Here is a 17,807-nt window from a genome sequence, read left to right on the forward strand (position 1 = left end):
CACATATGTGGTTGGTCAAGTAAGGCCAAGTCAATTGTTGTGGACATATGGTCCGGGTGCTCTCATTGACCTACCAAACCTTTCAGTGATTACAATGGGACTCGACAGATGGGATGTAAACCACTGTCAACCGGTTGAGGAAGCAAGGTTATTGGCTGCAGTACGTCGTGTGCTCGGTCCCCAGGTAGAACGTTTACGCGTACCTCCGTTTCTAAGGGATGAAAATGCGAGCCCCTTTTCGGCGGAAGGTAAAATAGGTGTACCTGTACGACCATTTCCACGTTGGCTTAGATGTGTAAAATGTGGTCTTCTCGGAGAATACGACTCTGGTTTGTTTGATATTAAGCCCGATCCCTATCGTCCCGATCGGACACACTTTGTACATACAAATTGCGAGAAGGGTTCAAACACCGATGCTGTACCGGCTAGGTTTTTGCTTGCATGTAGAAATGGTCATTTGGATGATTTCCCATGGCATTGGTATGTCCATAGCGGTCCAAGTGAATGCACTGGTACGTTAAGATTTTTTGAAAGCAATGCCTCTTTGCAAACCGAGGATCTGAAGGTTAAATGTGATGAATGTGGTGTTACGAGACCGATGGTTTTTGCATTTGGGGAAGACGCAAAAGACAATCTTCCTGCATGCCGCGGACGACATCCACATTTAGATACGTTTGAAACATCATGTGATGAAGCCCCCAGGACGGTGCTCCTTGGGGCAACTAACAGTTGGTTTCCTATCACCCTGTCTGTCCTTGCTATTCCATTGGAGAAAAATCAAGTAAATCAGTTAGTGCTTGACGGATGGGAGTATTTTGCTGATGCAGAGTCTCAGGATGAAGTCAAGGTAATTGTTAAGACGTTGACAAAGAGCGCGGTTTTGCCTGGAATTGATCAACACGATCCGAAAGAAATTTGGAAGGCTATTCAAGATAAGCGAGAGGGAAACACTCAAGAGGCTATTGTTTCTGAGGCAGATATCAAGGTTCCTGAATGGGGGATATTAACATCTCCGAATCCACGAACAGATTGGCCTCAATTCTTGGCAAGAAGAACAGAAATACCTCAAGCCTTTAGTGCTCAAATCGATGATGTGCTATTGGTGGAGAGACTTCGCGAGGTAAATGCCCTAATCGGATATACAAGAGTAGAAGCTCCCGAGGAAACAGATGATCCCGATGAGCGGCCACCAATGGCAAGCATATGTCGCGGTAACCCTGATTGGATTCCGGTTAGCGAAGTACATGGCGAGGGCATATTTGTTAAGTTCTCTGAATCCGCAATACGTAAATGGGAGGAGCGCAGTTCAGTCAAGAGGAGAGATGAATCGCTACAGGCTGGACATCGCGGTTGGAGAAATGCTCGGAAGTTAAATCCGGATGTAGCGTATCCCGGGATAAGATATGCAATGTTGCACACCTTCGCACATCTCTTGATTCGCGAACTTGCTTTAGAGTGCGGTTACAACGCGGCGAGTATTCGTGAACGTATCTACGCAAATGCAGATGAGGAGAAACCCATGGCCGGAGTCCTCCTTTATACTGCAGCTCCTGATTCAGATGGTACTCTCGGCGGACTTGTTGAATTAGGCAAGGCAGAAAGCTTAGGAAGACTGATTCGACAGGCTCTATTAAGGGCTGGTGTTTGTTCGTCTGATCCCCTGTGTTCGGAACATGCTCCAAGTAATGACCGATCCTTGCATGCTGCTTGTTGTCACGCTTGTGGGTTCGTGGCCGAGACTTCATGCGAACGAGGGAACAGGTATTTAGACAGAGCTCTATTGGTTCGTACTTTAGAATGTGAAGATGCGGCTTTCTTTGATATGGGGAGTGGCGTCGATGGATGAATTTTGGCAAGTCGTCGCCGAAATCGGTCTTGAGATACATCCGCAACGAATAAATTCAATTTCTAGGAAAATAAACTCCTTAGACTCAATACAACAAATCGACCAAATTAAATCTGGTTTTTGGGGTGATAGGGAGTTAGCACTATTTGACCGGTTGCGCGTGGCATGGGGAAAAGTTCCGTACACAAGTCCCGCAGAGGTGTCATCTGCACTATATGCAGCTTCTGCCACATCTTCAGTGATAGAAAGCCGAAACGTCGTAGAATTAGTATGGACAGGGCCATCCACTGGGTTGGTTCCTGTTCGTCATACGGAGCAAGTGCTTCGTGAGGTTATTGCATACGCCACAAAAAGAATTTTCCTAGTAAGTTTTGTGGCTTATGAGGTTGATACAATAATCAAGGCGTTACAGGAAGCAGTTGCTCGCCAAGTTCGTATTGATGTGCTTTTAGAGTCACCAAGTCAACGTGGTGGACATGTGAGTTTTGATTCGATAACAGCTATGAAAAGTTCGATACCGGCAGCGAATGTATATACTTGGATGACGAAACCAGACAGCTATGTCCAAGTGGGTTCTGTACATGCAAAATGTGCCGTAGCAGATAGTGCTGTCGCTTTCGTTACAAGTGCAAACCTCAGCCAGGCCGCAATGGAGAAAAACATGGAGCTCGGTGTCTTAGTTCGCGGGGGAGCTGTACCGCAAAAACTTGAACAACACTTAGATTATTTAGTAACAACTGGAGTTGTTCAAAGAGTATAATCGATAGAAAGCTGTACATCTTGGAGCGAATTCAGATTGTTTAAGTGCAGTTAGGGGTGATACAAATGTATCAAAAAATACAGAGTGAAATCCAACAAGAGTATTATCAAACAAATTTTCCGAACGATGGTCAACGATTTGTAGCATGGTACTTACGCAATGTCCACATGAGAGATCGAAATCAAACTCGGCATGACATTACGGATGGACCGGGGGATAAACAGATTGATGCAATTGTAATTGATGATGAGAGAAACATCATCTACGTCATTCAAGGTAAATTCATTGGCCAAGATAAGGTGGATAGCGAGCCATTACGGGAGGTGCTATCATCCTGGGTACAGTTTCGTGATCTTGACCTCCTCCAACAAAACGGAAATGACCGTCTGAAAGCAAAATTAGTGGAAGTCGCGACAGCTTTAGAAGATGACTATGAACTAGTATTCGAATTGATCACTACCTCATCACTTACGCAGTCAGCTGAAGATGATCTTGCAATGTTTCAACAACAGATTGCAAACTTTGAGGAAAATGATGACATCTCCTCTTCTATCGACCTTGTTGATAATGAAGAACTTCAGCGAAGATATGATATGGCCTTGGAGACGGAAAACCCTTTTATTAAACATAAATTCCAGCTTATAAGCGGAAAGTATATGGATATGGAAGTTGGGGGTACTCAAGTTGTATTGGCAGCGGTTCCGCTAACTGAGTGTTTGAAGATCCCCGGTATCAAAGATGGCTCACTATTTCAAAAAAATGTGCGACAGTCCCTTGGATTGAACAATGCCGTCAACAAAGGGATTAAGAATACATTGTTTGGGGATAAGCACCAGGATTTTTTCTTTTTCCACAATGGCGTTACAGCGATTTGCAGTAAAATGGAAATCCATGATGGAACTCTGCATACGTCGGGGTTGAATGTGGTAAACGGCTGTCAGTCTCTTACCACTATCTATTCTTGTAGTGAGAGAGTAAAGAAATTGCAAGAAACGTACGTGATGTTCCGTTTTTATGAAATACCACAGCGGGACCGTGCGGATAAAATCAGTATATCTACCAACTCTCAGAGCCCGGTAAAACCGCGCGATCTGCGCAGTAATGATAAAAGAGTCTTAAATCTAAAAAAACTTTATGAACAAAGGTATCCGACCGGGCTGTTCAAGACGAAGCGTGGTGAGGAAACTCCAGCAGATAGAGATCCTAAATATGTATTGGATCTGGCGGATTTAGGTAAGTATCTTATTTCATGGCACTCGCAAAGACCTAACATCGCCTACAGCGAAACGAAGATATTTGACAAGTATTTTGAACAATTGTTTAAGCGTGAGTATCAACCAGAGGACGCACAAGCATTGAACATGTGGATGCATTCTATTAAATGTTGTTGGTCGGCCGAAAATCCTCTGGGTCTTAACGAGACACTTCTGGCGATGAAGGCATACGCGCCTTTCCACCATCTCTATGCTGTATCAAAATGCTTCGCTATCATGACTAAGGAGTCTGAACGGGTTCCTAGCCCATCTGTATGTTATCGTCAAGCCGAACAAAAACAAGTGGTAGATAAAATTGTGGAGATCGCTGGCCTGACACTTAACATGGCACTTGAGGCAGCGGCTAATGAACCACAGCCTCAGAATAGGGTATTCAGTCCTCAAAACTGGATTAAAACCAAAAACTGTTTGGCTGGAATCAACTTTGCAGTCAACAACTATTTTCTCATGCTACCCTCAATGCCGGGGGGAGGGGCTGTGCTTCAGACGCTTAAAGAGGCGTTAATAATACCAAGAGAGAATTTTGAATACCGATGGGCAGCGGATTAAAATTCCAAAGAAAAGGATGTGGCCTTGACGACCGTAGTGTCAGTACATTTGGATAACCCATTGACGAGGTGGTTTGATATAACAGCCTTTGCAAAGGCAAAGTACAACCATGTCAGAACAGTAGAAAACAAAAGCATTTCACACAATGTCGTTCATTTGGATTTGGTTCTTACAGATAACAACCAAAGAACTACTACATACGAATTACAGCCCCGAACCAAATTCGGAAATGGCTTTGAAATTTTAGATGAGGTCACTTTCCCCTTAACCATTACAAGAGAAATCGAGAGAGATTTCGGTATTCATCTTGATACGGAAAAGAAGGTAAAGGAAAAACTCAAAGAGGTGATTAGCCATGCTATATTTCTATTGGGTATCCCAAACCGGACGCTGAGTGGACTAGGGAGACTATAATAAGGAAATCAAGTGCGAACGTTTTGCTTGTCCATGTCTTGCCCATATGTTGCCCATATGCTACTCGTGACCACCCGTGACCGTCCATAAAGTGAAGCCCCGAAACCCTTGATATTACAAGGATTCCGAGGTCTGATGAAATTATTCAAAACCACCCGTGATGTTGAAAATCGAATTCCTAAACCGCGTCTTGCGGGGGTTCGAATCCCTCCGGGTGCGCCAGAATATTCAATAGTGGCGCAGCTTTTTGGGAATCCTAGGCTGCGCCACTTTTATCATCGGTCTTTGACTCCGAGGTACTCTTTTAACGCGCCCTGGAGGAGATGTGAGAGTTCACGTGACGCTCCTGCGCCAAATCATCTAGCCATTTTGGGATAGTTAACGTCTTTTTTACCGCCCTTTGTTCCATCTCATCCCGAAACGGCGGCATCCACACGTCCACAGGCACGACAACCTGATTCTCAGCCACCCGCAGCTTGTTAATGGGCGTTGGCTCCGGAATCGGATCGCCGTCCTGCTCCATCTCATACAAGTGAAGTGCCATGGCTTCGCGAACGTTCTTCAGAGCTTCTGTAGTAATATCTCCGCATGGCAGGCATCCGGGCAGGTCCGGAAATTCGATGGAGATACCGTTATCGGCATAATCAAAAATCGCTGGATACACGTATCTATCCTGGGCCATGTACGTTCACTCCTTTGGAGGTTCAAGTCCGGCCTGCTTAAATATGCTTCGAACTGTCCCAATAGGTACGTCTTTGACTGGATGGGTGGTGGTGACTCACCCGGGTTTCGTGGGGTGTTTAAACTGGTGATGATCACCTGCGGCCCTCACGAAATACCATCCGTCCGCCTAATGATCCCTATCAGTTCTCTGGACGAATAGCTTTTCCATCGTTACCGTCACCCCCTGTCCAAAAAAGAGGGGTTCACCCGGCTCCGCTTCCCGTTATCCAACGTGGACTTGGCCATGCAAGAAAGGAAACATCACTTCGGTACTTACCATTTGACTCAAGAATGCGGGATGTTGTCGAAATGAATTCTCAACGTTTGCTTGGTCAGCGACCCTTCGGGTTTTAGCTTGTATCATTAGAGTAAAGCACAGAAAAAGGGGTCGAACTGTGTTGGAAAAGTTGGTATTTCACTTGAGAGCTAGGTTTTTAGATCGCACTGATACTTGTCAACTGTAGGCTGTGGTTATTTTCTGACCCAGGCTATATGGGTGGCTAAGACAGATGTAAGACGCGCTGGAGCACTCACAGGTGATCAGCGTGTCTTACATTAATGATAAATCTATTGATATAACAGACTGTTATCAGCTCTCTTTGTAAATAACTGTGATGTAAAGTTGTTCCCAACTGAACGTTTCATTTCCGCTATAACCGAAGGAAGTTGCCGTTGTACGTATGTCCACGACATCACTGGCTGCTCTGTTCGACAGCCAGCTGTTGACTTCACCTTCTAAGAGGCTGATGTTTTTGTTTGCACTCTGAAAAAGTTTAACCTGCATTGGCATAGTATCAACCACCTCTACTTCTGGTGTTTCCCCCAAGATACATACGAACGTTTTGATTCACTTATGCGACAAACTCTAAAGACTTCTAAAATTCGATTTTTCTATAGGGTACGTGATATACTCATGAAAGTATAAATTTGGTATGGATGGTGTTCGAAGTGGAATGGACAGCGGATACGAATTATTATCGGATGGGTCCGAAAGAGGTAGAGAGCGCCCCGGACGAAAGTGGCGTTCTTCAGGCTAAGAGAGATATTGAACCTTGGCTCTCAGCTGTATTTCAAAGTGAACATTTATCAGTGTTGTTGGGTAGCGGATTTACTACGGCTGTCTCACACGTGGCGGGTGTAACATCAACCACGATGAGCGAGATACAATTCGGTGACCTCGGAAAGTTACCATATGAAGACAGAGTAAATGAATTTGCGCGTGAAAGTGCTAAAGCAATGGGACGTGGTGACAGCAACATTGAAGATCAAATTCGAGCTGCAAATACGCTATTGGAAGGGCTAAAGATTATAAGAGACTCGAATGTCACCGTTTGGGAGGATGCGATTAACCGCGTTCTTGGGTCATTCATGATTTCTATCTTGGAGACCGAGGCAGGAATTGAGCGCGCAATCCGTGATGGAAACCACCTGGTTGAACGGGTACTAGTCTCGCTTTTGTTGAGCTTTGCTAGCCGGACAGCTTCAAGGGAGCGGTTAAATCTTTTTACGACGAACTATGATCGTCTCGTTGAATACGGGTGTGATTTAGTGGGGTTGCGGTCCATAGACCGATTCGTGGGTGCATTGACACCTATATTTCGCTCATCCCGAATAGATGTCGACATGCATTATAATCCTCCTGGCATACGCGGTGAACCTCGGTTTTTGGAAGGCGTTGTTAGATATACAAAGCTTCATGGTTCAATTGATTGGAGATTCGAAAACAACCAGTTACGAAGGTACACAATCCCGTTTGGTGCACCAAGCAATCATACAGATGTGGTAAGTCGTCGTTCTGAATCGGTAATGATTTATCCTAATCCAGCAAAAGACGTAGAGACACTCGAGTTCCCATACGCCGACCTGTTCCGAGATTTTTCTTCGGCGTTATGCCGACCCAATTCTGCTTTGGTTACCTACGGATACGGGTTTGGGGATGATCATATTAACCGTGTGCTTGCCGATATGTTGACAATTCCGTCAACGCACCTGGTAATTATCTCTTGGGATCATGCAAATGGGCGTATCGAATCATTCCTTGATAAAGTTGGACGACATGCACAAATTTCTTTGATGGTAGGGCACCATTTCGGCGACATACAGAACTTGGTCAACTACTACTTGCCGAAACCATCCATTGACGAGATTAGTATTCGGAAAGCCGCGCTTGTGACGCGTCGGACTTCTGCAACCGAGGACCAGCCCAGTACAGTTTTAGATTCGCAGTCCATTTATGGAGGAGAAAGACCTTGACTTCATATATTGAAGACATATCCTCGCTGATTGTTGGCACAGTCGAATCAGTTGCACCTAATGAATTCCGGGTTCTTCTCGACAGCGATGCACCACAGACAACAGCATTAAACGCCACTGTGCCACGAGGTTTCCCAAGATTAAATGGTTATGTACTGATTCCCAACGAAATCGGCGCTATTGTGGCTGTTGTCACGTGGATCGGTATTGAGCGGTCACATTTCCCAAAGATATCCACACACAAGGATTTCGGTCTTGTTGATTTACCGTTTCCGGTACGCAGAATGGTTGTTTCCCCGCTTGGAACGCTAAGGCACGAAATACAGCAAGACAATCCAAATCGGCTTATACACAAATTAAGCCGGGGGGTCTCGATATTTCCATCGGTAGGGGACAAGGTTCTCCTCCCAACGATTGATCAACTACGTTCCATTATCGAAGGGGGCGGCGAAGCCAACGGTGTCAAAATTGGGACTTCGTCGTCTGTTGCGGATGCAAAAGTATCGGTTGATCCAGATAAAATTTTCGGACGTCACCTTGCTGTCCTTGGAAACACCGGTAGCGGTAAATCATGCACTGTGGCTGGGCTCATTCATTGGACCTTGGAACAAGCGCAAAAGGCTCGGAATAAGCAACAAAGACAAGGTCCGGTTAACGCGAGATTTATTGTATTAGATCCGAACGGTGAGTATCGGACCGCCTTTCAAAATCAAGGGGCACGTGTGTACTGTGTGAGTGGTGAAATCGAAGAAGCTGATGCCATTGGCGCGAAGCCGCTTCAAGTCCCGGCGTGGCTATGGAATGCTCAAGAATGGACAGCGTTTACAGGGGCTAAGCCAGGGGTTCAACGCCCACTGTTGCTGCAAGCTTTGCGTGAGCTCAAGGCAGGTGCGGTGGCTGAGTCCTCTAACGAGGTGAGTATCCGTCGCTTGTTGACTTTTTTCCACCAAAAGTTGTTGGCAATTATAGAAACACCGTCACAGTATGTCGAATTTCCAGGTGTGAGAAACACAGGGCAACTGCTTGAGAACATTGCACAAACCTGTACAGATTACGCTCTTCAAATGGAACTTGAAGTTGGAGAAAAACTTCAAAACATTGCTTCGCTAACGGCGGAAGTTGTCCGACGACGAAAAGATCGGGGGGGCTATTTTAGTTCCTTTGTTAGAAGTGAACTGGAAATTCTGTCAGGTGAATTCAACTCACTAATGAGCATGTTTGGGGCTGTGGAGACATTGTCAACCACGGTTGATGCAAATTCGCCGATCCAGTTTGACACGGATTCTTTGCCAGACTATCTCGAGGAGTTGTCACGTAACGAATCCTCCTCGAATTCTGGTTACGTGCAGAACTTAAGTATGAGAATCCGAACCCTATTGTCGGACACCAAACTTCGTTCAATTATTTCTCCAAACACAGACCTTCAATTAAATGGCTTGAATCATACTTGGGCTCCAGCAATGGAATGAATGGGTCAATCGCGGTTTTGGATTTGTCCCTGGTGCCAACTAGCGTCGTTCATCTAGTTACAGCCGTGGTTGCCCGAATTGTTTTTGAAACGGTCCAGCGGTACCGACGAAAGGAAAGAGGTAGCGTGTTGCCTACGGTGTTGGTTTTGGAGGAGGCACACGTCTTTATAAAACGGTCCAAAGACAGGGTAGACGATGACAGCATTGACCCTGCGGACGTGTGCCGACAAATTTTCGAACGGATCGCTCGCGAAGGGCGTAAATTTGGCTTGGGATTAGTGCTGTCATCCCAACGTCCATCGGAATTATCGCCCACCGTATTATCACAGTGTAATACGTTTTTGTTACATCGTTTGGTCAATGATCGCGATCAAGAACTGGTATCAAAATTGATACCAGATAATCTAGGGGGGTTATTAAATGAATTGCCAAGTCTGCCTACAGGAGAAGCCATTCTAATGGGGTGGGCTGCACCGATTCCCGTCCAGGTGACCATGAATAGGCTCACTGACGATCAACGTCCACAGTCCGATGATCCGAAGTTCTGGGATGTATGGATTGGAGAAGAAGAGAGGGAAGTTGACTGGGAGACTCTAATAGTGGAATGGATAGAAGAAGGATGACTTTTGGAGGTAAAATAGTCCCGGCATTCAAGCGGTTCATACGTAGGGATGTATGAACAAATTGTTTTGTCTCATGACAAATGTACGCTATGACAACTTGAGACTGAGGTAAATTCACTCAATGGTTTACTCGAGGCAGGCGAAAATCTGCCTCATTTTCATTTGCGCACTCAACCACCATTGTTTCGATTGGTTAATGGACATACCCTACGTACAGGGAGGTGATACGGTATGCGACGCGAGGAATTTCTTGAAGCGTTAAACAAAGCAGGCTACGCGATAAATGAATCCAAACTTCGGCGATACACAGAGTATGGTTTAATCCGTCCTCGGAAAACAAGTTGTATCCATCGGAGCGGCTCTGGGTCATCCGGCGGCGGATTTGCTGGGACACCTCGGCAATTGCCGGAAGACTGTCAATGGCCACAATAGAATGGACAATAGTGGCCATTTACTTGCTGTGACGAGTTCGGAGATACTCAGTTCGCCGATCTCATGCTGCAGTTGATCGAACTAATACTGTCCATCCCTGAATTCAGCGGATGTTCATAACGGCACTGTGATTACATGAATGTGAACAGCTTATCGTTCATTTACCCAGCACTACCAAGGAAACGCCGGCTCCCAAGGATGCGAAACTTGAGCGAGGTGGTTAATCAACGTGGATAGAGGAAGACTCCTCCCCATTCAATTTCCGATACACCGACGCCAGCATCCAGTTCTTCACGGTATTCTGAAACTCCGGTTCGTCCATCAACTTGCCGAAGATCTTGTCATTCATCCCCATGCGGTCAATGACCTTGCCGAGAAACACCTCATCAAAGGCAAAGCGGAAGTTGTCCATCGTATTTGAACGAGCCGCTTTGATAATCTCTTGTTCTCTCATAATGTCCATTTCAATTTGGTCCAGAAATAGCCGGTCCGCCTCCGTGAAGTCTGTTCCAAATGTCTTGTTCAGCACTTCGATAATGCTGGAGAGCGGCGATTCTTTCTTGTGATATCCACCTGTTCCTGCGTCTGTTAGACCATCCACAACGCCCGGCGTTTCCCGTACCAAGTCAATCCGACCTTTTGACTTCTCCTCCAGCCGATAATATTGCATCTCCACTTCGTCGTCCAGCTCAAGAGAGACGCGGCCTCGCACTGGGAGTTTCTTGAGCAGCAGTTTGCCGTATGTGTAAAACTTGTGAACCGGGACGGACTGAAACGGCGCAATTTGAGTGATGAAACCGTAGACTCGGACAAATGTCGAGAGTGTCGAGCGGAACATCTCTTGCTCCTTCTCCGGCAACTGCATGAAACGTTCAACGGCGGGATCGATGTATTTGTGCAACGCTCCCACGTTTTTTCCCGAGTAGAAGGCTTCCACGAGCGCCGCTACATCGTCTTGCCAAATGACGGGCTGAGCCTCAAGGCGACTCTTCAAATCGAAAATCAAGTTCAGGTCGGTCTCCTTGCCGAGCGTTGTAACCTCATAATATGGCTGAAACGCAGCCTGAATGTCCTCGGGGGCGTTTACAAAATCCAGGACAAACGTGTCCTTTTTACCTTTGTGTGTCCGGTTCAACCGCGAGAGCGTCTGTACCGCCTGCACGCCAGCCAACCTCTTATCGACGAACATCGTGTGAAGCAGCGGCTGGTCAAACCCCGTTTGATACTTGTCCGCCACAATTAGCACCTGGTAGTCATCCTCTTGAAACCGTTCCGGCAGTTCCTTCTCCCCGAACCGATTGAGGCCAGGTTCCGTATATTCCTCGCCGTTGTCGATCACGGTGCCGGAAAACGCCACCAAAGTTGCTACATCCGTATAACCTTTGCGCCTGATATATTCGTCAAACGCCTGCTTGTATCGCAGCGCATGTAGGCGTGAACTCGTCACCACCATCGCCTTGGCCCGGCCGCCAATCTTGTGGCGGGTGATGCGCCGGAAGTGCTCGACCATAATCTCGGTCTTCTGCGCCACATTGTGTGGATGCAGACTCGCAAACCGGGCAATCGCCTTCTTCGCCGGTTTCTCTTCGAGCGTCGGATCGTCCTCAATCGCCTTGGCTAGCTTGTAATATGCTTTGTACGTGACGTAGTTTTGCAGCACATCGAGGATGAATCCCTCTTCGATGGCCTGACGCATGGAGTACAGATGGAACGGCTCCGGCTTGGCATCCGGCGTTGGCCTGCGGCCGAACATTTCAAGCGTCTTCGCCTTGGGCGTGGCTGTGAATGCAAAGTAACTCAGATTCTTCTGCCGCCCCCGCTTGACAAGCTCCTCTGCAATTTGGTCCTCCACGTCCTTCGCCTTCGCATCTAAATCCCGCTGAATGTGTTCCGCTTCTTCCAGCGACCCGGCCGCCAGCACTTGCTTCACCGCATCGGCCGCCTTGCCGCTTTGCGAGCTATGCGCCTCATCGACGATGATGGCGAAGTTCTTATGGGAGAGATCTGTAACCTGTTTTGCGATGACCCCGAACTTCTGGATGGTCGAGATGATGATCTTTGCTGTACCGGACTCCAGCGCCTCTCTCAGTTGTTTGGAATTCTTATCAATCTGCTGGACGACGCCCTTCGTGTGATCGAACTGATAAATGGCATCCTGAAGTTGGCGGTCTAAGACACGTCTGTCCGTAATCACGATGACCCCATGAAAAATGGGTCTGTCGTCCGAACCATGCAGACTCGACAGTCGGTGTGCAAGCCACGAGATGGTGTTGGTCTTTCCAGACCCCGCTGAATGCTGTATTAGGTAGTTGTGACCGGGGCCTTTCTCCAGTACGTCGACAAGGATTTTGTTCACGGCGTCCCACTGGTGATAGCGAGGGAAGATCATCGTCTCCTTGCGGACTTTCTTGATATCCTTTATTTTCTCATCGACCTGCAGGTGCAGGAACTTCTGCAGCAGATCCATGAAATTGTCACGTTGCCAGACCTCTTCCCACAGATACGCTGTACGGAATCCGTCAGAGGGTGGATTGCCTGCGCCGCCCTGGTATCCACGATTGAACGGCAGGAAAAACGTGTCCTCCCCGGCCAACTGCGTCGTCATGTAGATTTCATCGGGATCGATCGCAAAGTGCACGAGGCTGCGTTTCTTAAACTGGAAAAGCAGCTCTCTCGCATCTCGATCGCGTTTGTACTGCCGAATGGCATCCTGCACGCTCTGGCCGGTGAACTGGTTCTTCAGCTCCACCGTCACGATGGGCAAGCCGTTGATGGAGAGCACCATGTCGAGCGAATTCTCATTCTTCAGGCTATAGTGGAGTTGCCGTGTGACTGTGAGCATGTTTTGCTCATACCGGGTCAGAATCTCTGGGTTGAGTCCGCTTGCCGGTCGGAAGAACGCCGTCTTAATGGGCACGCCATAGATGTCGAATCCTTTTCGGATGACTCTCAGCATGCCGTTCCGGTCAATCACCTGGACCAGGCGGCGAATCAGCTCGGTGTCCGTTTTGTCGCCAAAGAAGCCGACGAGGCGCTTGTATTCGCTCGGCTGGCTTGTTTTCACGAATTCAAGGAAAGTGGCCGGAAACAGTGCTAGCTCCCGGTCGTACGCGTCCGGGCTGCCCTTGCGCCAGCCGTGTGCAAGTAAGTGCGTCTCAATCGCTTCTTCCAGCGCCTTTTCCGTGTGGATGGCGGTCACGTTCTACTCCTCCTCCGGGTCATTGTCAGGAACTTTTGATGTTTTCCATGAGCATATACTCGGTGAGAGCATCCCTGGAAACTCGGATTGCGTTTATGTCCGAAATCCCGGTGCCGTATACCTTCAATCCGTGCAATCCTCTTTCCCATCGAATCGATATCCGATGGCTATCACGTTTGTATCCCAGATCTAAGCACTCTAAGGCTTGACTCAACGATACAAATGCTATCTCACTATCCTGAAGGCGTTCTTGCCCGCAGATAAGTGCGAAGTACATGTTTCCCCAACCATCAAGATGCTCTTTAATGGACTTCACTTCGTCGGGTGTAAAACTAAAGTTCCAAATCTTCACTCCGGAACCCTGCCGCCTAGCAGGCACAGACAAGTACTTTGCGTAGATTTGGAAGTCACCGTGGTTCGTGGACAATGAATATATTCTGCGGTCTTCACCGGGCTCAATAATGGCCGGTGCAAGTCCTCTGTTGATTAGGTACGACAGCATCGACCCATAATAAAAATCTGCCCTTCTCAATACTCCCATTACAATCCCCTCCCCAAGTTTTAAGAAATCTAACCGAGCTATGGAGGAGACTTATGCTCCTCCCTAAAGCACTAGTCAAGACGGCAGAGCGGAAACTTCATTGTCTGCGTAATGGCGGACATCGATTTCGCCGGTCACAGCGGCGGAGATTAGTGCTTGGCGGTATTCCACAATTGCAGCTACTTGAGTCTCAATCTTTTTAATCAAAAGGTCCATTTTTGCAAGTTGCTCATCGAGCTTTTGTACTATCTGTACCTGTTCACTCTTAGGGGGGACAGGGGTAACGAGCCTCTTCACGTCAGGCATTCCGATGGTTTTTACTGTAGAACCCCACGATAATCTTTGCAGTTCATCATCCATGCACTTAAAAACCATTAGCAGATATTTTGGCAGAATGTCATTGCCACAAACCCAACCTATAAAATGCTGTGACACTGCCATGGGTCGACCGAGAATTGCACAAAGCCCAATTGTAGCATCTCGAGAAAAGACAACCGTGTCTTTGGGAAGCAGATGAGCGGATGAATTTTGAATACCCAACTCTGTCGTGTAAAACTCCGTTTCAGTAATGACGTCATCCTTACGCAGCCGCTTCGAGTCATTTAACGACACCCACGGTACATCTCCGTCCCAATATGACGGTTCTTGTTTGTTCGGTGTGTGTCCGCTTTCCATTTTGGCAACTCTACTAATTCTCCTGACTGCCCAATGCGCCGGCACCTCTCCCAACCACGGAATCCCGGAATCCTTCATCGGCACATTCGGGTCGAGCCCCTTCGTGACGGCCTGGGTGATGAGAGCCTGGCGCTTCTCCTGCAAGAGCTCGACGAGCCGCTGCTTTTTCTCGACGAGTGCATCGAGTTTGGCAGTTTCACGGTCGAGGAAGGATGCAATGCTAATTTGTTCATCATGCGGTGCTACCGGACAAGAAATATCGGCTACATCCGATGCGTTCACGGCTGGATAGCTGACACCCACTGAGCGGGCGACTACTTCGTCAATGAAGTCGGTTGATCGGGCATAGTATGCCAAGAACTTCGGGTGTACATATGACTTCGGTGTAAGTACAGCAAACCCCGTTGAACAAACCAAGTTCTCGTCCGTAGAATCAATGTAAGCAATCGCCTTCAAATACGTTCGAACCGTCGAGACAATGGTATCTCCACGTCTTACTATCCTCCGAGCCCGGCTGGGTGCATCACCGAACCGCACGAGTTGATGTTCCAACACACGTCCCTGCGAATCCACGTTGCTAATGTCAATGTACTGAATCTCCAGATCTTCGTCTGTATCTTCTCCGAGAGTATTCTGGTTCACAGACGCCAGGTACTTAATGCGCTCTACCCGCCAGTGAGGAGGTAGCGCTTTGAATCGTACGTTCTCACGTGTCATCTTAACGCACCTCCTGAAGTAGGGCCTGGATCTCTTCTTCGAGCTGACGAATTTCGGCTTGAATCTCCTCCAAGGACCGCATCGGCGTGTACTCGTAGAAATGTCTCGTAAACGGGATCTCGTACCCAATCTTCGTCTTACCCTCGTCAATCCACGCATCCGGCACGAACGGCACTACTTCCCGCTCGAAATACTCGTAGACATCTTCCTTCAGCGGAACGTTCTCGTAATCCCGCAGCTCGGTATCCGGCTCCGGGTTGCCTTTGGAGTCCCTGCAGATATCTGCGGTTTCGTCCCGCTCTGACAAGGCCGATAGGATGGCCTTCTGAAGCGGCGCTGACAAATCAACTCCGCTCGCTTTGAACGCCTTCTTCAAGACCTTCACAAACTCTTCCCTGTTCTTGAACAGAGCTTCTGACCGCAGTTCTTCGAGGACACGAAGTATTGCTTCCTGCTTGCGCTTGCCTTCCGCAATTTCCTCTTCGCCAGGCGCACCCTTTTTCTTGGACGCAGCGAGGTTTTGGAATGCCTTCTGTTCCTTGAGACGGGCAATCCGCTCGTCTGATACCAGAAAGTTCAACTTCAACGGTCGCTCTACGGTGATGCGGCGATAACCGAAATCCTCATTATCGAAGATCTTGCTGTACTTTGTCTCCCGAAAGTCCCCGTGCATGCGGGTGATCTCTGCAATGTGCTCATTCGACAACTCATTGCGCTTATCGCCAAGGGACTTGCGCATCTTTTGGTACAGGTGCGTGGCGTTGATGAGCTGAATCTTACCTTTCCGCTCCGGGGACTTGCGATTCGTCAGTACCCAGATGTACGTCGAGATCCCGGTGTTGTAGAACAGTTGATCGGGCAGCGCCACAATGGCCTCCAGCCAATCGTTTTCGATAATCCACCGACGGATATTCGACTCACCTGACTCCGCCCCGCCCGAGAACAAGGGGGATCCGTTGAACACGATGGCAATTCGGCTGCCGCCGAGCGACACCGGCTTCATCTTTGCGAGCATGTGTTGCAAAAAGAGCAACGACCCGTCGCTGATCCTCGGCAGCCCCGCACCGAATCGTCCATTAAAGCCCAGTTTCTCAGCCTCGTCCCGGATCTCCTTCTCAACCTTCTTCCACTCCACGCCAAAGGGCGGATTCGACAACATATAATCGAAGGTCTGTTCGGCGAACCCGTCCTCGGAAAAGCTGTTTCCGAACCGGATCTGCGACGGCTTTTGCCCTTTCAGCAGCATGTCCGCCTTGCAGATGGCATACGATTCCGGGTTCAATTCTTGTCCGAACACCCGCACCATGATGTCCCGGTTGAGTGCCGTCAGATACTCCTCCGAAACCGAGAGCATACCCCCCGTGCCACAGGCGGGATCGTAAATGGTTCGAACAACGCCTTCCTTGGACAAGTCCTGATTCCGATCCTCGTTGAACAGGAGATTGACCATCAAGCGGATGACTTCACGCGGCGTGAAATGTTCCCCGGCTGTTTCGTTCGACACTTCGGCGAACTTGCGGATGAGTTCTTCGAATATGTAGCCCATCTGCACGTTGTCGACGATGTCCGGATGAAGATCGATCGCGGCAAACTTCTGCATAACCTGGTAGAGCAAGTTGGAACGATCGAGCCGCTCTACTTGTTTGCCAAACTCAAAGTAGTCCATGATATCTTTTGCGTTTGCGGAAAATGCGTTGATGTACGCCATCAAGTTGGTCGATAAGTGATCCGGATCGTCCAGCAAAGACTCAAAGTCAAATCTGCTCCGATTGTGAAAGTCGTAACCAGTCATTCGGTTGAGTACCGGATCAAGATTTTGCACGTTCATCCGAGCCATTTCAGCTAGTTTGGCCAGCACCTGCGGCTTGGTCGGTTTCAGTACGGAATCCAGACGGCGAAGAACTGTCATCGGCAGGATGACCTTGCCGTAGTCAGATTGCTTGTAGTCGCCGCGAAGTAGATCGGCCACGGACCAGATGAAGTTGGCCATGTCTCTGAAGTTTTGCATATATATCCCCTTTGACTCGTCCTCATCAAAACCACTGGAAATAGGGTACCATACACTCAGATAGTTATCAGGAGTTTGCTATGTTCTCCACGGGCAGAAATTCTGCTTCTGTGTCTTCGTTGGCATGTCCTGCCTTGTTTTCCGCCTATCAATGCAACTCAAATCGTATGATTGCTGAGGTATATTTACTTCCACGCCGGACAATCCTAAACATCATGAACATCGGCATGAGGCATCGTTTTATCCTGGACTGAAGAAAATTTTCTAACAATTCCATCAATATACCTCGTGATTCCCTATAGATTCCTAAGTGAGAGGGGGCTC

The 17,807-nt window shown here is 48.1% G+C and carries 13 protein-coding genes and 1 pseudogene; 7 read left to right on the plus strand and 7 right to left on the minus strand.

The genetic code is table 11. The features are described 5' to 3' along the window. Positions 1–7: 7 nt before the first annotated feature. From drmB to K1I37_RS00385, 4 genes are all read left to right on the plus strand, one after another. Complete coding sequence (gene drmB / locus K1I37_RS00370; protein WP_236613868.1) at positions 8–1,846, plus strand: DUF1998 domain-containing protein; 1,839 nt, start codon at positions 8–10, stop codon at positions 1,844–1,846. Next, positions 1,839–2,606: a DISARM system phospholipase D-like protein DrmC gene (gene drmC, locus K1I37_RS00375; protein WP_021296326.1), complete on the plus strand. Its 768-nt coding sequence runs from the start codon at positions 1,839–1,841 to the stop codon at positions 2,604–2,606. The genes drmB and drmC overlap by 8 nt, the downstream gene beginning before the upstream one ends. Positions 2,607–2,671: 65 nt before the next feature. Next, positions 2,672–4,429: an AIPR family protein gene (locus K1I37_RS00380; protein ID WP_021296327.1), complete on the plus strand. Its 1,758-nt coding sequence runs from the start codon at positions 2,672–2,674 to the stop codon at positions 4,427–4,429. Positions 4,430–4,453: 24 nt separating this feature from the next. Then, positions 4,454–4,843 (plus strand): hypothetical protein, encoded by a 390-nt coding sequence (locus tag K1I37_RS00385; RefSeq protein WP_021296328.1) that lies wholly within the window; start codon positions 4,454–4,456, stop codon positions 4,841–4,843. A 304-nt stretch (positions 4,844–5,147) separates the two neighbouring features. Here K1I37_RS00385 and K1I37_RS00390 read toward each other — a convergent pair whose 3' ends face one another. The 3 genes and pseudogenes from K1I37_RS00390 to K1I37_RS00400 all read right to left on the minus strand — a co-directional run bounded on the left by K1I37_RS00390 (position 5,148) and on the right by K1I37_RS00400 (position 6,356). Continuing rightward, complete coding sequence (locus tag K1I37_RS00390; protein WP_236613867.1) at positions 5,148–5,525, minus strand: type II toxin-antitoxin system HicB family antitoxin; 378 nt, start codon at positions 5,523–5,525, stop codon at positions 5,148–5,150. A 6-nt stretch (positions 5,526–5,531) separates the two neighbouring features. After that, a pseudogene (locus K1I37_RS00395) lies at positions 5,532–5,675 on the minus strand (type II toxin-antitoxin system HicA family toxin). A gap of 480 nt (positions 5,676–6,155) precedes the next feature. After that, on the minus strand, positions 6,156–6,356 hold the full coding sequence (locus tag K1I37_RS00400; RefSeq protein ID WP_021296329.1) for a hypothetical protein: 201 nt from the start codon (positions 6,354–6,356) through the stop codon (positions 6,156–6,158). A 158-nt stretch (positions 6,357–6,514) separates the two neighbouring features. Here K1I37_RS00400 and K1I37_RS00405 point away from each other — a divergent pair, with 158 nt between their 5' ends. The 3 genes from K1I37_RS00405 (at position 6,515) to K1I37_RS00415 (ending at position 9,911) form a co-directional block, all read left to right on the plus strand. Further along, positions 6,515–7,819 (plus strand): SIR2 family protein, encoded by a 1,305-nt coding sequence (locus K1I37_RS00405; protein WP_021296330.1) that lies wholly within the window; start codon positions 6,515–6,517, stop codon positions 7,817–7,819. Then, the gene (locus K1I37_RS00410; RefSeq protein ID WP_021296331.1) at positions 7,816–9,288 is read left to right on the plus strand and encodes a helicase HerA domain-containing protein; all 1,473 of its coding nucleotides are present in this window, start codon (positions 7,816–7,818) and stop codon (positions 9,286–9,288) included. Before K1I37_RS00405 ends, K1I37_RS00410 begins: the two co-directional genes overlap by 4 nt. A 128-nt stretch (positions 9,289–9,416) precedes the next feature. Further along, a complete protein-coding gene (locus K1I37_RS00415) occupies positions 9,417–9,911 on the plus strand; it encodes an ATP-binding protein (protein WP_021296332.1) in 495 nt (164 codons plus the stop codon). A gap of 652 nt (positions 9,912–10,563) precedes the next feature. Here the strand turns inward: K1I37_RS00415 and K1I37_RS00420 are convergent. From K1I37_RS00420 to K1I37_RS00435, 4 genes are all read right to left on the minus strand, one after another. Further along, positions 10,564–13,542 (minus strand): type I restriction endonuclease subunit R, encoded by a 2,979-nt coding sequence (locus K1I37_RS00420; RefSeq protein ID WP_021296333.1) that lies wholly within the window; start codon positions 13,540–13,542, stop codon positions 10,564–10,566. A 25-nt stretch (positions 13,543–13,567) separates the two neighbouring features. Next, a complete protein-coding gene (locus K1I37_RS00425) occupies positions 13,568–14,083 on the minus strand; it encodes a hypothetical protein (RefSeq protein ID WP_021296334.1) in 516 nt (171 codons plus the stop codon). 75 nt (positions 14,084–14,158) lie between these two features. Continuing rightward, complete coding sequence (locus K1I37_RS00430; protein WP_021296335.1) at positions 14,159–15,475, minus strand: restriction endonuclease subunit S; 1,317 nt, start codon at positions 15,473–15,475, stop codon at positions 14,159–14,161. Position 15,476: 1 nt separating this feature from the next. Further along, entirely contained in the window at positions 15,477–17,483 is a 2,007-nt protein-coding gene (locus tag K1I37_RS00435; RefSeq protein ID WP_021296336.1) for a type I restriction-modification system subunit M, read from the minus strand. Positions 17,484–17,807 lie beyond the last annotated feature (324 nt).

Source organism: Alicyclobacillus acidoterrestris, from assembly GCF_022674245.1.
Lineage (GTDB): Bacteria > Bacillota > Bacilli > Alicyclobacillales > Alicyclobacillaceae > Alicyclobacillus > Alicyclobacillus acidoterrestris.

Coding starts and splice junctions, on each gene's coding strand:
- K1I37_RS00430 (WP_021296335.1), bottom strand. CDS start 15,475: ATGACACGTGAGAACGTACGATTCAAAGCGCTACCTCCTCACTGGCGG.
- K1I37_RS00400 (WP_021296329.1), bottom strand. CDS start 6,356: ATGCCAATGCAGGTTAAACTTTTTCAGAGTGCAAACAAAAACATCAGC.
- K1I37_RS00390 (WP_236613867.1), bottom strand. CDS start 5,525: ATGGCCCAGGATAGATACGTGTATCCAGCGATTTTTGATTATGCCGAT.
- K1I37_RS00380 (WP_021296327.1), top strand. CDS start 2,672: ATGTATCAAAAAATACAGAGTGAAATCCAACAAGAGTATTATCAAACA.
- K1I37_RS00435 (WP_021296336.1), bottom strand. CDS start 17,483: ATGCAAAACTTCAGAGACATGGCCAACTTCATCTGGTCCGTGGCCGAT.
- drmC (WP_021296326.1), top strand. CDS start 1,839: ATGGATGAATTTTGGCAAGTCGTCGCCGAAATCGGTCTTGAGATACAT.
- K1I37_RS00425 (WP_021296334.1), bottom strand. CDS start 14,083: ATGGGAGTATTGAGAAGGGCAGATTTTTATTATGGGTCGATGCTGTCG.